The 14,865-nt window shown below is 37.9% G+C and carries 13 protein-coding genes; 10 read left to right on the forward strand and 3 right to left on the reverse strand.

The window, feature by feature from the left end:
• Positions 1–82 precede the first annotated feature (82 nt).
• Genes GYM62_RS05970 through GYM62_RS05980 form a run of 3 tightly spaced genes read left to right on the forward strand, consistent with a single transcriptional unit; the run spans position 83 to position 3,159 of the window.
• A complete protein-coding gene (locus tag GYM62_RS05970; RefSeq protein WP_219958728.1) occupies positions 83–1,288 on the forward strand; it encodes a PD-(D/E)XK nuclease family protein in 1,206 nt (401 codons plus the stop codon).
• Entirely contained in the window at positions 1,281–2,720 is a 1,440-nt protein-coding gene (locus GYM62_RS05975) for an N-6 DNA methylase (RefSeq protein WP_219958729.1), read from the forward strand. The genes GYM62_RS05970 and GYM62_RS05975 overlap by 8 nt, the downstream gene beginning before the upstream one ends.
• Entirely contained in the window at positions 2,713–3,159 is a 447-nt protein-coding gene (locus GYM62_RS05980) for a hypothetical protein (protein ID WP_219958730.1), read from the forward strand. Before GYM62_RS05975 ends, GYM62_RS05980 begins: the two co-directional genes overlap by 8 nt.
• Before the next feature lie 81 nt (positions 3,160–3,240).
• Here the strand turns inward: GYM62_RS05980 and GYM62_RS05985 are convergent.
• A protein-coding gene (locus tag GYM62_RS05985) for an IS3 family transposase (protein WP_219958731.1) occupies positions 3,241–4,418 on the reverse strand; the annotation gives its coding sequence in 2 pieces (ribosomal slippage) (positions 3,241–4,145 and positions 4,145–4,418; 1,179 coding nt in all).
• 23 nt (positions 4,419–4,441) lie between these two features.
• Between GYM62_RS05985 and GYM62_RS05995 the strand changes: the two genes are divergently transcribed.
• Together GYM62_RS05995 and GYM62_RS06000 are read left to right on the forward strand one after the other, a co-directional pair.
• On the forward strand, positions 4,442–5,635 hold the full coding sequence (locus GYM62_RS05995; protein WP_255590681.1) for a restriction endonuclease subunit S: 1,194 nt from the start codon (positions 4,442–4,444) through the stop codon (positions 5,633–5,635).
• A gap of 484 nt (positions 5,636–6,119) precedes the next feature.
• On the forward strand, positions 6,120–7,721 hold the full coding sequence (locus tag GYM62_RS06000) for a reverse transcriptase domain-containing protein (RefSeq protein ID WP_219958733.1): 1,602 nt from the start codon (positions 6,120–6,122) through the stop codon (positions 7,719–7,721).
• A gap of 178 nt (positions 7,722–7,899) precedes the next feature.
• Here the strand turns inward: GYM62_RS06000 and GYM62_RS06005 are convergent, their stop codons facing one another.
• Positions 7,900–9,105 carry an acyl-CoA dehydrogenase family protein gene (locus GYM62_RS06005; RefSeq protein ID WP_219958734.1) on the reverse strand — a complete coding sequence of 402 codons (1,206 nt, stop codon included), beginning with the start codon at positions 9,103–9,105 and terminating at the stop codon, positions 7,900–7,902.
• A gap of 117 nt (positions 9,106–9,222) precedes the next feature.
• On the opposite strand from GYM62_RS06005, the gene GYM62_RS06010 reads away from it, so the two are divergent.
• From GYM62_RS06010 to GYM62_RS06030, 5 genes are all read left to right on the forward strand, one after another.
• Positions 9,223–10,191 (forward strand): tryptophan 2,3-dioxygenase family protein, encoded by a 969-nt coding sequence (locus GYM62_RS06010; protein ID WP_219958735.1) that lies wholly within the window; start codon positions 9,223–9,225, stop codon positions 10,189–10,191.
• Positions 10,192–10,553: 362 nt separating this feature from the next.
• Positions 10,554–11,765 (forward strand): IS4 family transposase, encoded by a 1,212-nt coding sequence (locus tag GYM62_RS06015; protein WP_255590682.1) that lies wholly within the window; start codon positions 10,554–10,556, stop codon positions 11,763–11,765.
• Positions 11,766–12,294: 529 nt separating this feature from the next.
• On the forward strand, positions 12,295–12,528 hold the full coding sequence (locus GYM62_RS06020) for a hypothetical protein (RefSeq protein WP_219958736.1): 234 nt from the start codon (positions 12,295–12,297) through the stop codon (positions 12,526–12,528).
• 67 nt (positions 12,529–12,595) lie between these two features.
• Positions 12,596–13,795, forward strand: coding sequence for a 6-bladed beta-propeller (locus tag GYM62_RS06025; RefSeq protein ID WP_219958737.1), 1,200 nt, complete (start codon positions 12,596–12,598; stop codon positions 13,793–13,795).
• Complete coding sequence (locus GYM62_RS06030) at positions 13,792–14,235, forward strand: DUF1573 domain-containing protein (RefSeq protein WP_219958738.1); 444 nt, start codon at positions 13,792–13,794, stop codon at positions 14,233–14,235. The genes GYM62_RS06025 and GYM62_RS06030 overlap by 4 nt, the downstream gene beginning before the upstream one ends.
• 12 nt (positions 14,236–14,247) lie before the next feature.
• Here the strand turns inward: GYM62_RS06030 and GYM62_RS06035 are convergent, their stop codons facing one another.
• Entirely contained in the window at positions 14,248–14,748 is a 501-nt protein-coding gene (locus GYM62_RS06035) for a hypothetical protein (RefSeq protein WP_219958739.1), read from the reverse strand.
• Positions 14,749–14,865 lie beyond the last annotated feature (117 nt).

Raw genomic sequence — 14,865 nt, forward strand, 5'->3', positions numbered from 1 at the left:
AGAAAGGGTACCGAGCCTTAATTCCTTTTTTAATTTTAAAAGAGATACAGTTTTGAAAAAAGAAAAGTTTAATTTCAGATGAATGGAAAATATTTTTGAAAAAAAACATCAGGTTGAAGAAGCATATGCCAATTTCTTAAAGAATCCGAAAGTGAAACAGTTTGAGATTCTAGCTGAAAATACCAATATTTTTGAAGTTTTAAGGGCTCAGAAATTTGAGATTCGCCACTCAAACTTCCTTGCATGGCTTCTTGATCCAAAGGGGAATCATGGCCTAGGAGATCAAGTTCTTAAAGCTTTTTTAATTGATTTAGCTATTGATAGTAAAAGCGGTGACTTTACAGTTTTCGGTATAAGAGATTTGAGTTTTGAAAAGGTCCAAATTCACCGGGAATGGTTCAATATTGATATTCTTATCCAATTTCCTGACTTGGTAATAGCTATTGAGAACAAAATTGGCAGTAAGGAGCATGGGAGCCAATTGAAAAATTACAAAGAAATTGTTCAAAAACGCTTTCATTCCCAGACCAAAAAGGTGTTTGTGTATTTAAACCCAAGCGGAGAAAAATCAAAAGGTGAAAATTATATCGATTACTCATATGTCGCTCTTATAAAGTACTTAGAAGAATTTCTTAAACTTAATCAATCAATACTTCCTAAAACGAGAGTTTATATAGAAGACTATATTTCAAATATGAGAAACAACATTATGGAAGATGGAGAAAAAGCACAATTAGCAAATCAAATCTACCGTGAACATCGAGATCTATTCGAGTTCGTAATTCAAAATAAAGAGGACCAAATCTATGAAATAAGAACCTACCTAGAGGAAAAATTTCATGAAAAAGGATGGATAAAGGGGAGCTCGACTAAGCCGATTCTTCGCTTCCTAACTCCTGAATTAGATAAAATTATACCAAAAAATGTAGCTAGAGGCTGGGAATATGGAGAAGCTTTTTTATTTGAGGTGTACTTTTATGCAAGGCAGCATAAAATAATTACTTATGCTGTCTTGAGCCCTAGTAATGAAAAGATTAGGAAACCTCTTTTTGATATTTTAAAGAGTAAGGGAGTGAATATAAAACCTACATCTGATTGGAATACATTCTTTAGTAAATCATTGGATACGCAAAAATTTTCATCGTTTACAAAGGATGGTGATGTAGAGGAGATTGGAGATAAAGTAATTAGTAACCTAGACGAACTCATACAAAAGGTGGAACCAATTTTTCTTGATAAAAAAGATCAAATAATTAAGTTAAAAGTAACTACCGATATAAATGCATAACCTCAAAGGAATCCTAGACTCCATCCGCAAAATCATGTGGCAAGACACCGGATTGAACGGTGATGCCCAACGAATCGAACAATTGGGATGGATGCTCTTTTTAAAAATCTTCTCCGATAAGGACAAAGAACTGGAAATCATCAAGGATGATTACGAAAGCCCTATCCCAGCAGAATTTCACTGGGATGCTTGGGCAGGGGATGATGAGGGAATTACAGGCGATGAACTGCAGCAGTTCGTGGACCAGAAACTTTTCCCTACACTCAAAAACCTGAAAGTGGGGATGAGTGATGATTTGGCAAACCAACGGGCCTTGATCGTACGGGAAGTCTTCGAAGGCAATAACAACTACATGAAAAGTGGTATCAACATCCGCAAAGTGTTGAACAAGCTCAATGAGATCGACTTCAATATTGCCAAAGATCGCCATGCTTTTGGGGAGCTTTATGAAACTATTCTGAAGGAGCTGCAAAGCGCAGGAAAAAGCGGGGAGTTTTACACGCCAAGGGCGATCACTGAATTCATCTGCGAAATGATGAACCCACAGCTGGGTGAAAAGATATTGGATCCAAGTTGTGGAACGGGGGGGTACCTGACGGCTGCTATTGAGCATTTGAAAAAACAAGCCAATAGCGTAGAAGAGCGGGAGAGTATTGCGAAAAATATTGTGGGTTGGGAATATAAACCTCTGCCGTATTTGTTGGCTACCACCAACCTGATTTTACATGACATGGAGGTGCCCAACATTACCTTCCGTGATAGTTTGGATCAGCCACTAAGCAATTACACGGAAAAGAATCGGGTGAACGTCATTTTGGCGAATCCACCTTTTGGTGGCATTGTCGCCAATAACAATGAGAATAACTTCCCTCAAAATTTCCGAACCAAAGAGAGTGCGGACCTCTTTTTGGTGCTGATGGTGCATTTACTGAAAAATGGCGGACGAGCAGGTATTGTATTGCCGGATGGTTCGCTGACGGGGGATGGGGTAAAGCAACGAGTGCGTGAAAAGCTTTTGACCGATTGTAATCTTCATACCATTATCCGTTTGCCGAATTCCGTTTTTCAACCCTATGCCACAGTAGCCACCAACCTACTGTTTTTTACCAAAGGAGAACCTACGAAAGAAGTGTGGTACTATGAACACCGACTACCGGAAGGACAAAAGGCTTATAGCAAGACGAGGCCTCTTCAAATCAATGAGTTTGAGCCTGTCAAAGCTTGGTGGAATGACCGTAAGGAAAGCGAACTGAGCTGGAAAGTGGATATCCAAACCATCATTGATCGTAATTATGATTTGGACATTAAAAACCCAACCAAGCAGGAAGAGGAAATCATCCATAGCAGTGCAGAATTGATGGAAATGCTAGTCCAAAGTTTTAGCAAAAGCCATGATTTATTGAACCAAATAAAAGAGTCAGTAAATGGGTAGAGGACGAAAAGCAATGGTCAGCAATTTAAACGATTGGAAAAGTGTTTTTTATAACTCAGTTGGAAGCTATGTCCAAATAATAAATACTGAATTATCCAAAACGATTGAGGCTGAACCATTATCAAACCATATTAGAATTGCAGGTGGATTCGCTTTTAAAAGTTCAAATTATATCTCTGAGGGAATCCCTGTGATAAGGATTTCAGATTTCAATGACGAGAAAATAATATTGGACAATGTCAAGTATTATAAAGAATCTGACGATCTGAAAAAATATGAACTAAGTACTGGAGATATAGTAATCGCCTTAACAGGCGGCACAATTGCCAAATTAGGCATTGTACAAGAAGGCATAGGTAAATTATATCTGAATCAGCGTGTTTGGATTTGCTACAAAAAACTGGACAATATTTTTAAGCCTGTTTTGGATTTGATTTAATTCCGCCTGCCGCGGGGCTACTCAACTAATCAGGGTGATTTTGGAAAAAAATCTCCCTGATTAGTTCGAGTTCAATTCTCTTTATGCGACCAAGTTTTTTGATTTTGTGCCGAACTGCTCAGGAGTGAGGTAATTCAGGTAAGAATGTTTTCTTTTTTTGTTGTACCAGATTTCGATAAATTCAAAGATTTCGACTTGAGCCTGCCCGATGTTTTGTATAGGAAGCTGATAAATCAGTTCTGATTTCATGATTTTGAAAAAGCTTTCCGCTACTGCGTTGTCCCAGCAGTTTCCTTTTCGACTCATGCTTTGGATAATCTGGTTCTTTCGCAGTAATCTTCTGAACTCTTCACAGGCATATTGAACTCCACGGTCGGAATGGAATATAAGCTCGTTTGGATTTAAGGGCCTTATACCCACTGCCATTCGGAGCGCTGCTATCACGGTTGGATAGGCCTCCAGTGTCTTGCTCATCGACCACCCAATGATTTTCCTGTCAAATAGATCCATGATTACCGTCAGATAAAGCCAGCCTTGTTGAGTTCTTACATAAGTAATATCCGACACCCATTTTTGCCCAGGCTGTGTAGCAGTAAAGTCCCTGTTCAGCAGGTTCATTGAAGGAGTGAATGCGTGATTGGATTCGGTGGTGCATACTTTGAACTTCTTGCTGATAACGCTTCGGATTCCCATCGATTTCATCAGCCTTGCTACTCTGGGTCTGGAGACAATAATCCCTCGGTCCTTGAGTTCTAAGGCGAGCTTTGGACTCCCCAGTCTCCATTTGGCTTGCTCAGCGATTTCCTGGATGGTTTGTCTCAATACGCCGTTTTCCAAGGCTCTTTTGGAAGGTTTCCTAGTAAGCCATTCGTAGTAGCTACTTCTACAAACACCCAAAACCTGACACATCTTCTCAACAGCAAATTCCCCTTGGTGCTCGCTCATGAACCTGAATATTTGTTGTCGCTCTTGGAGAAGATGCATACGGCCTTTTTTAAAATATCCCGTTCAATCTGTGCTTCTTTCAATGCTTTCTTCAATTCGGCTATTTCCCGTTGTTCGGGACTCAGAATCGGTTTGCCGTTTCCTGCAAAGCTTTGATCACCATTGGATTTATACTCTCTGCTCCATCGACGAACCATATCTCCCGGAATGTCAAGTTCTCTGGCGATTTCATACGATGATTTACCACTCTTGTGAAGCTCGACAACCATTTTCTTAAATTCCTTGTCATAGCTTCTTCTTGTTCCTCTTTTCATTGACTCTAAGTTAAGGGGCTTAACTGACTGTCCAATCAAATGTAGCAGCTCCAGTTGGTAAATTTGAGGTTTTAAACCCTGATGAATTTGAAGTTGAATACGTTTACTGGATTGCTCGCAGTGTTCAATCGATTATTAAGGATTTAGCATGGGGAGCTGCGATACCGAATGTAAGTCCTAAGGACATTGAAAAGCTTGAATTCCCCATACCAGACAGAAGCACACAAAAAGGTATTATTTCCTTTCTGAATGATTTGAAGAATAATTCATTAGAAGAAAAGAACTATTTCTCTCCTGAGATAGAAGAAAAAATAATTTCAGCTCATCAAAATCAAGTGTATGGTGGTTCACTCTCCTCCGAACTCACCCATCAACTCGATTTAGTCAAGCAACTCCGTCAGGCCTTTTTGCGGGAGGCAATGCAAGGGAAGTTGGTGCCACAATCCCGAAAGCTTTCGGGACCAAATGACGAACCTGCTTCAGTACTTCTCGAAAAAATCAAAGCTGAAAAAGAACGCTTGATTAAGGAGAAGAAAATCAAGAAGCAAAAACCTTTGCCACCCATCACCCAAGACGAAATTCCTTTTGATATTCCGGAAAATTGGGTGTGGTGTAGGTTGGGGCAGGTCACTCAATCAATGACAAATGGAATATACAAGGAAGATAAGTTTTACAGCGATGATGGAATTGGGTGTTTTAGAATGTATAACATCAATGATGGCAAAATCAATTTTGTTAAACTTAAAAGAATGATATTGACTGATGAAGAGATAGAAAGATATCTCCTTACTCAAAATGATCTATTATTAAATCGTGTAAACAGTATTGAATTGCTCGGGAAGTCAGGGCTTCTGCCTTATCTAGATGAGCCTTTTGTTTTTGAAAGTAAAAATATTCGAGTCATTCTTTTCGAGAAATCAATTACTGCACCATATGTTAACTATTTGTTTCTAACTTCTCTAATAAAAGATCAAATTCTTAAATCTTTTAAAAAGGTTACAGGACAGGCCTCAATTAGCCAAGAAAAATTAAATCCCTTATTAATTCCCTTTCCCCCACTCTCCGAACAGCAACGCATAGTCGCCAAGTTGGATGAGTTGATGGCTTCTTGTGATGAGTTGGAGGCAAGCATCAAAGAAAGTCAGCAGCAGAATGAGATGCTTTTGCAACAGGTGTTGAGGGAGGCGTTGGAGCCTAATACTGCCAATGTGGCATAAAAAAAATGAATGGCAAGTAAATTGAACTATATTTTTTGCTTCAGGGTATCTTGAATTTCTTTTCAAGAAGGCCTGTTGGTGAAAGGTTTAAGTTAACACATTCCTTGTATATCATCAAAACTGATACCAAGGTTGTCAGGTATTCTGACAGGTTGTCAACTGATACTCCTACCGATATAAATAGGAGTAACAGAATTAAGTTGGTAATTAAGGTGACTGACTTCATACTCTTTCGTTTGTTCAATTTTCCCTCTAACCCTTACAATGGTAAGGATTTAATACCTCGAATGTAAATTCGGGTCAGGTTGTTGTAGGTGGAAACGCTGAGTTGCGATCTGGAGTGTGGCATAGAAATATGATCCGCCATGGGATGGAGATAGGGCCCCAGTGAGGTGAAATTCCTCTGTGGATTGGGGGACGTGTCAAAATACACGGTATCGGCTTTCCGATATGTCCATGGCCTAGTCTCCCATTGAAAATGCTTATGAAAACAATTTTTACCGAAGAATTGTGGAATTCTTATGTTGAGAAGATTGAAAATGACTTTAATCTAAAAACCTATCCACAATTCGATCCGTACTTTAACTTTCCAAAAGACAAAAAACGTCTTTACGATTTACTTTCTGATCCATTAATGAAGCGCATGAAAAATCATGACTTCACACCGTTGGTCAAAATTCTCCAAAAAACGCCTCGTTATAAATGGCAAGAAGATAAAACTCTTACTGCTGGAGGAAAATATGACTTAGAGACTAAAATCCGCCCCATCTCTTTTGCTTCTCATTTCGATACCTACGTTTATGGATTTTATTCTTTTGTTCTTAACAAGGCTTATCAAGATTATATCCATAAAAAAGGATTTCAAGAAGTTGTTTTAGCATACAGAAGTGACTTGGATGGTAAATGCAATATTCAGTTTGCAAAGGAGGCGTTTGACCAAGTCAAATCAGCTTACAGAGAAAATGGTGAATGCTCTGCAATCGCTCTCGACATTAAAGGATATTTTGATCATATCGATCATTCAATCCTAAAAAAGATGTGGTGCAAGGTTATCGATGAAGACGATTTACCACTTGACCAGTATAAAGTTTTCCGATCTCTTACGAAGTACAGCTACGTCAACTATGCTAGCTTCCTTAAGCACTTTAATATCAACCTGAAGAAAATTGAAAAAGAACAGCGTAAGAAATATAAAGGCAGAAAGAGAATTCCTAAAGGATATCAGTCTCTACTAGACCTAGTCCCGGATGATATTAATGGGTCAACTTTCCAAGATAAGATGAAGCTATTACGTAAGAGAAAATTAATTACAATAAATAGTCAAGTCGATAAAGACACGAAAAAACGAGTTCTTAAAAATAGTGGAATCCCACAGGGCACAGCAATGAGTGCTGTATTGTCTAATATATATCTGGCTGAATTTGACCGTGAAATATTCGAAAAAGGTCTAAAGGAAGATTTTGTTTATCGCAGATATTGCGATGACCTTCTTATCATTTGCAAACCTTACCAAGTTAATCAGCTAAAAGATTATCTAATGGGTCTGATCAATAGGGAATACAAATTGACCATCCAGAACCGTAAAACCGAAGTGGTTGATTTTAAACTATCTCGAAGCGGCCAGACAAGGTCGTACAAGCGCGAGTTTGTTGAGGCAACTCAAACATTTGACCCTCTATCAAATACCAACTCTAATTTCAAAAATCTACAATATTTAGGGTTTGAATTCAATGGCAAGAGTATATACATAAGACCTGGAAGTCTTTCTCGCTATTTCAGAAAGATGAAGGCCAGGATAGTTAAATCCGTTTCAATGGCTTACAGTGAATACTCAAAATCAGATACCATTTTCAAACAGCAAATATTCAGTCGCTACTCACACCTTGGGAAAAGGAACTTTTTATCTTATGCAAACAATGCTTCAAAAAAATATTACACTAACTCAGCAGGTGAAAGAAAAGAAGGAATGGACTCACCAAGTATTAAAAGGCAGATTGCTTCGCATATGAGGATATTAAAACAAGAGATTGAAAAATCCAGTGAGCAAAGAGCAAAGAAAAAAGGTGTAAAGAATATATTAGTTTAGCTAATACAAATTTGTATTCAAGTTCGAAACTCGGACAAGAAAATTCACTGCCCAAAGCTTGAAAAAGAACTTAAGCTTTCCCGCAAAGTGTTTTTCTTCAAAAAATACTCTCTCTATCAAAAGTCCCAAGTCCCCATCCCAAATTTCAGGACGGGGTTTCAGAATATTTTCAAAACCCTTATTTAAAAGCCGGAATCCCGGTTATCTCATTTCCTAAAATCAGCAAATGAATATCATGAGTTCCCTCATAAGTAATCACAGATTCTAGGTTCATCATATGTCTCATGATTGGGTATTCTCCGGTAATGCCCATACCTCCGTGGATTTGTCTCGCTTCACGGGCGATATGTAGAGCCATATCTACATTGTTTCTTTTTGCCATGGAAATATGCACGGTTTTAGCCTTGCCTTCATTCATCATTTTTCCCACTTTCCAGGCCAATAATTGAGCTTTGGTGATTTCAGTTAGCATTTCTGCCAATTTCTTCTGAACTAACTGGAAGCTTGCGATAGGCTTATCGAATTGGATACGCTCGGCAGCGTATTTTCTGGCAGACTCATAACAGTCCATAGCAGCTCCGATTGCGCCCCAAGCAATTCCGAAGCGGGCCGAATCCAAACACATCAAAGGTGCTCCCAAACCAGATTTATTAGGAAGAAGATTTTCCTTAGGTACTTTCACATTATCAAAAACCAATTCACCGGTACAGGAGGCTCTTAAAGACCACTTGTTATGTGTCTCCGGAGTAGAAAATCCTTCCATGCCTCTTTCTACTATCAATCCATGAATTCGGCCTTCCTCATTTTTAGCCCAGACTACAGCGATATCCGCTTTCGGAGAATTGGAAATCCACATTTTTGCCCCATTGAGCAAGTAGTGATCTCCCATATCTTTAAAATTGGTTGTCATGCCGGATGGGTTAGAACCATGGTCTGGTTCAGTCAAACCGAAGCAGCCTAGCATTTCTCCTGATGCCAGTTTAGGAAGGAACTTCTTACGCTGTTCCTCAGAACCAAACTTGTAAATCGGATACATGACCAAAGAACCCTGGACAGAGGCTGTAGATCTCATGCCAGAATCGCCTCGCTCAATTTCTTGCATAATGAGACCATAGGCAATATAGTCCAGCCCGCCGCCTCCGTATTCCTCTGGAATTTGAGGACCAAAAGCACCCACATCACCAAACTTCTTCACTATTTCATAAGGAAAATGAGCTTTTTGAGCCCAGTCCTCTATGTATGGAGAAATTTCTTTTTTCACGAAATCTCGAATGGAACCTCTAATCAATTTATGCTCTTCCGTGAGCAAATCGTCCAAATCGAGAAAATCTACCCCCTCAAACGTATCCTGCTTTTGTGACTTATGGATTTCTACTGCCTCCATGGTATTTTGGTTTATTAAAATGAATCTCTGATTTTTGTCGGGAAGAATAAGTGTTCCCGCCTTTCGAAGTAAATAGATAAGCACCTAAAAAACTATCATTTTTCCCAAAAAATCCCCATGCACGAATCCGAATTTGACCCGAAGATATTAGACAAAATCAAGCAGCTGGAAGAGAAGTTTAAAGCCTCCGGTCAGGATATGCTTTCCTATCTGGAAGGGCTGCTTTATGCTGATTATTTGACCTATTGGGAATACATCAATTTGGATGTGCTTTTATCCTTACAGCAGCCCAAAACCAGCTTCAAGGATGAGAAAATTTTTATCATTTATCATCAGATTACAGAGCTCTACTTCAAACTGATCATATCTGAAATGGAGCAAATTGCCGATGAAAAAGAATTGACTGAGGAATTCTTTCAATCCAGATTAGAAAGGATACTGATGTATTTTGATCATTTGATCAGCTCTTTTGCTATGATGTGGAAAGGGATGGAAAAGGAGCAGTTTTTGAAGTTTAGAATGTCTCTTTTGCCTTCTTCAGGTTTTCAAAGTGCCCAGTATAGAGAGATTGAATTGATGGCCACTGATGCCTTTCAATTGATTACTTTATCCAAAAGATCTCAATTTGATTATCATTCTCCTGCGGATGATTTGTTCGAACACCTGTATTGGCAGCAAGGGGCAATAGAATTGGCCAGTGGGAAAAAGACCTTAACGCTCAAAAACTTTGAGCAGAAATACGGGAAGAAATTAAAAGAACTAATCGAAGGCTATAGAAGAAAAAATTTATGGCATAAGTACATGGAAATAGATAATCCTTCTGATGAGTTGACGGGTTTAATGAAAAAGTTTGATCTAAAGGCAAATGTATTTTGGCCCTTGGCTCATTATAAATCAGCAGTAAGGTATTTACAAAAAGACCCTGTGGATATAGCTGCCACCGGTGGTACCAACTGGCAAAAATACCTTCCTCCACGCTTCCAGAAGGTTATTTTTTACCCGGAGCTGTGGACAGCACAAGAAATGGAAGAGTGGGGGAAAGGCTGGGTTGTTAAAGAGATTTTTGGAGAGGAAAAGGAATCTTAAGGGTAGTTTTTGTGAGTTTTGGAAGAAATCAGAAAATTGAAATTTTTGTGGATATTTCTGTTTTTTTATAAGCAGAACAGCGAAAAAGAGTGCTGAAGTGCCAGTCCGCCGTGGTGGACACGATTTATTAATAGCCCTGCCTGCGGTGGCCATAGCCGTCAGTTTAGCAAGCTAAAACCTTGTGGGTGAGTTTATTTATGAACAAAGCGTAGATCCCCATTGGGATCTTTCTTCCTTTTGCTCATATTTGTATAATGTTTTTTTAGTTTAAAAAGGCGGTTGGAATCACGGTCTACCGCCTTTTTTCTTCTTCTAATATACGGATTTTTGAGGGTTAAAAGATAGAAAATCAATGGTTTATACTGAAAAAAGACCAGTTTCTAAAAGAGAAATTTCTCTTAAATTTCAACCCCAAATCCATCAATTCATTCGCCAAAGAAACCGGCTATTCGATCAGGAAATCGAAGCTCGATGGTTTCGGTTTCCTGTTGAGCCTCATGTTTTCTTATCAACGGGGGAAAGATTTCAGTCTCCTAGATATGGCTTCCTTTCTATTTCAGGAATTCGGGATCAACATCACCAAGCAGTCGCTTCATGACCGGTTTACTTCACCCGCTGTCGACTTTCTGAAAAAGTGTCTTGACTGTCTTTTGACTCAAAAGATCAGCTATAGTGGCGAAAAGCAGGCACTCAAAACTCATTTCAACCGGATTCGGATTAAGGACTCCACCAAATTTGCCCTCCCAGATTCTTTTTCTGCAAAGTACAAAGGGTACGGAGGGGCGCTTCATCACTCTTCTTCGATGATCAGTGTCCAATATGAATATGATTTTCTCAGTGGGCAGAGTCTTGATCTCAGGCTTACTTCCGGGGTGATGAATGATCAGTCTGACTCAGCCGATTTTACCCATGATATTCAGGAAAATGATCTTTTTCTCAGAGACATGGGCTATTGTACCCTGGGATTTCTCTCCAAGATTCACTCAGCCAAAGCCTACTTTATCAATCGATTGACACCACAGGTTAATATTTATTCAGAAAGGGACTCAAAAGATCCAGTGGAGATCAACTCCTACCTCAAGAAGCTCAAAAAAAATAAGTTGGAATATCTGGAAATGTCTGTTTTTCTGGGGAAAAAAGAAAGAGTTCCTGTTCGGATTGTGGTTTCGCTTGCCGATGAGACTACCTACGAGAAAAGACTCCGAAAAACCTCAAAACAGGCAAAATCTACGGGAAACAAGGTTTCGGACAAGTTTAAAGCAAGGGCAAGGTTGAATATGATGATTACTAATGTTCCCGCTGAGATACTGAAAGGAAAAGACATCAGGAAAGTATATTCCTTACGTTGGCAAATCGAGCTGATCTTCAAAACCTGGAAATCGCTGGTCACCATTGACGAGTTTAATACCAAAAAAATCCATCGGTTTGAATGCCAACTTTATGGAAAGTTGATCTGGACTATTCTTAATCTAAATATTTTCAATTGGTTACAAAATCAGGTATTACAAAAGAACAAGGTGTTATGCAGTGTTTGGAAATACTTCAGGCTGATCCAAACATATCAAATCATCTAATCAATGCTTTGAAAAACCATAAAGAGTTGATAACCTTACTTGATCAACTCAAAGAATTTGCTCCTAAAATTTTATACCTAGAAAAGAAAAAAGGAAAACTAGCCTTAAATGATATACTTAAAACCTTAAACTGACGGCTATGGCCATAGGCAGGCAGGCCTGGGTAAGGAGGAACGACGCAACCCAAGGCTTAGAAAATACAATATCATACCAGCGCTGGCCCATGTTTTTTGACAGGAAATGAAGATTTGATGCCAGCAAGAGGACCGAAAAGCTGAATTGTAATGAGAAGAAATTTTTTTCGGATTATAAATCCTGCGATAATGGTTCGGGATTACATCCAGATAGTTATCTGGACCCAAACAGTGAAATTTTTTAAATCAAAGACTTTAGCACTTTTTGTCAAGGTTATTTTTAAAGAAATTATAGTTTTTTTGAAAAAAACTCCTAATTGTTTGTTTGTTTGTTTGTTTGTTTGTTTGTATAATTGATTAGTTGATTGATTTTCAAACACTTAAACTACTCAATTATGAAAAAGTTAGATTTCTTAACAAGTTTAGCAGCAGTGCTAATGTTTGTGGCATTTTCCTTATTCTCTTTGCCAAAGTCAAGTGACGCTCAGGGAGGAAGTAAGCAATGGATTAGTACTACCTGTCAAGTTGAGGGTGGAGGTTCTTGGCATTGTAATGATTGTACTTTTGGTGAAAATACCTGTAATGACAATACCTGTTTGCAGTGTAGGAACCCAAGTATGGGCGAATAGCTCTGATTCACATTTTAAAAATTGCTCAAGCCTATTGCGATGGCTTGAGCTTAATTTATTTTATCTTATGATTAGTAAAATTTTAAAAATTTTAATTGTTTTTTCTATAGCCTCATGTGTTAGTAAAAGTGATAAAGATTACATCGAAAATCCTACAATCATCGATTTTAACAATGTTGAAAAAACAGATGAACTGATATCAATTAAAGCATTGTTGAAAAATGTTGAGTATCTAAAGTTAAATACCCCTGATACTGTTCAAATAACAATCGCTCAAAAAATTTTGGAATTTCAAGATAAAATTTTAATTCATGATAAGAAGAAAAAGGTGGTTTTTGCTTTTGATCAAACAGGGAATTATTTAGGAATGGTAGGAAACAAAGGTCAAGGTCCTGGCGAATTTTTAGAGGTTACAGATGTTGCAGTGAGTGATGATTTAATTTTTATCTATTCAAGAGGAGATTTTAAGGTTTTTATTTTTGATGATAATTTAAGTTTTTTAAAAGATTTCACAACCAAAAAATGGGGGACACAAATAAGTATTCTTTCTTCTGGTAATTTGGCACTATATTCATTTTTAATTGAAGGTGATGATGAATACAATATAGATATTTATGATTTAGAAGGAAATCTCTTAGGAAAAAGGATGTTTGTCGATAGAAGTGGGGACTATCAGGCAATGGATTTTTCAGGTTTCCTTGATAATAATTATTTTTCATACCCTTTATCATCAAAAATATATAGGATATCAGAAGATCATTCCAAGGACTCGTTAGTATTCGAAGTATTATTTCCAAATCAGTTTCCTGAAAAGGATTTTGTAAATTATACCCAATATCGTAGAAATTCCAGAAATCAAACCGATAGTAATATATTGACAAAATATCAGATAGGTTCAAATCAGGAATTTATATGTTACTATGGATTTCGGGAAGGTGAATTAAATGGATATACCTTAGGTGTAAGATTATCTAGCGGTCAAACCTTTGGCCATTTAAATCTAATTCATGGATCTTTAGACAAAGAAGAAATGGATGTTTATGTGAAATTATTTTTTATAGGACCTTACAATATCCCTCATTTTTCAAAAGTAAGTAGAACTTATTTAATTGCATCTAACATTGAATCCATTGGGTTTTATTATAATGATATTCAGGAATCATTACCAGGCCTTAGAGTTTCTGATCCAGAATTATATAATGTATTATTAGGTAGCGATCCAGAGGAAACGATATTAATGAGATTTAAATTACAAGATCAGCTATGAAAAAGTTTTTTGTTTATTCATTACTTTTTATTTCTATTTTGTTATTGTCTTATGCGATTTATTATCGTTTTTTTAATGAAAAAACGTATGATCCGCTTGAAGGGGTTGAACTTACAACAGTTTCAATTTCTAAACGAAATATTAACCTTGGCGAAGTAGGAAAAAGAGAGGATGCTGTTGGAGAATTTATTGTAAAAAACACGGGTAGTAATGACTTGATTATTACAAATGTTGAGGTTTCCTGCACCTGTAGTTCAGCTGTATTATTGGAAAATAAAATTTCTCCAAATGATTCCATTTCCATTAAAGTTCGCTATGCTAAGAAACTCCCGAGTTACTTTTATTCGGATGTTTTAGTACATGGCAATTTTCCAGGGTCACCTGAGATTTTAAGTTTTGAGGGAATTTACAATGGTAATGATATTGAGACGCCAAATTAATTAAAATACACTTCATTTCTTGTAGTTTTCCAAAACAAACCGCTTCGAATTACTAAAACAAAAATTCTCCACGGCTTTCTCTACATCCTCACCGGATTTGAGATGGGCGAGGTGTTTTTGTCCGCTCTTCTTTCGGGCCTGCTCGATTTCGAAAATCAAATTGTTGCTGAATAGACCAAACTCCAAAACGGTAGGGTAGTAGTCTACCGGGTCGATCAAGCCTTCGAAGTCGGTTCCGATGGTCAGGCATTTCCAGAACAGTGGTTTTTCCTCATCGCTCAGGTTGGGATTGGCATAAGCACTTTTGATGATGGCCTCGATATTTTCCCAAATAAGCTGAATGCCGTTTCGTTTGGGATTGTTTTTCAGATAATGCTTGGTAATTCCCAGAATCCGCTGATCGAAGGAAATCCCAAACATCCCTCTGGTTCGGACAATCCATTCGATATCCTCATCACACATATTGATGTTCCAAGCATTGAATTTCCCGCTTTCATCCGTGTAATCGTCCACCTCGCAGTTTTCCAATTCGATATGCCTATCCAGGGTGGAAATCTCATACTATGCCAAATTCCATTTTTTCTCCATGGTGGGAGAGCGATTATCCATATTAAGAAATTGATAATTTCT

The sequence above is a fragment of the Algoriphagus sp. NBT04N3 genome (genome assembly GCF_019443765.1).
Taxonomy (GTDB): domain Bacteria; phylum Bacteroidota; class Bacteroidia; order Cytophagales; family Cyclobacteriaceae; genus Algoriphagus; species Algoriphagus ornithinivorans.

Coding starts and splice junctions, on each gene's coding strand:
- GYM62_RS05970 (WP_219958728.1), top strand. CDS start 83: ATGGAAAATATTTTTGAAAAAAAACATCAGGTTGAAGAAGCATATGCC.
- GYM62_RS05975 (WP_219958729.1), top strand. CDS start 1,281: ATGCATAACCTCAAAGGAATCCTAGACTCCATCCGCAAAATCATGTGG.
- GYM62_RS05980 (WP_219958730.1), top strand. CDS start 2,713: ATGGGTAGAGGACGAAAAGCAATGGTCAGCAATTTAAACGATTGGAAA.
- GYM62_RS06000 (WP_219958733.1), top strand. CDS start 6,120: ATGAAAACAATTTTTACCGAAGAATTGTGGAATTCTTATGTTGAGAAG.
- GYM62_RS06005 (WP_219958734.1), bottom strand. CDS start 9,105: ATGGAGGCAGTAGAAATCCATAAGTCACAAAAGCAGGATACGTTTGAG.
- GYM62_RS06010 (WP_219958735.1), top strand. CDS start 9,223: ATGCACGAATCCGAATTTGACCCGAAGATATTAGACAAAATCAAGCAG.
- GYM62_RS06020 (WP_219958736.1), top strand. CDS start 12,295: ATGAAAAAGTTAGATTTCTTAACAAGTTTAGCAGCAGTGCTAATGTTT.
- GYM62_RS06025 (WP_219958737.1), top strand. CDS start 12,596: ATGATTAGTAAAATTTTAAAAATTTTAATTGTTTTTTCTATAGCCTCA.
- GYM62_RS06030 (WP_219958738.1), top strand. CDS start 13,792: ATGAAAAAGTTTTTTGTTTATTCATTACTTTTTATTTCTATTTTGTTA.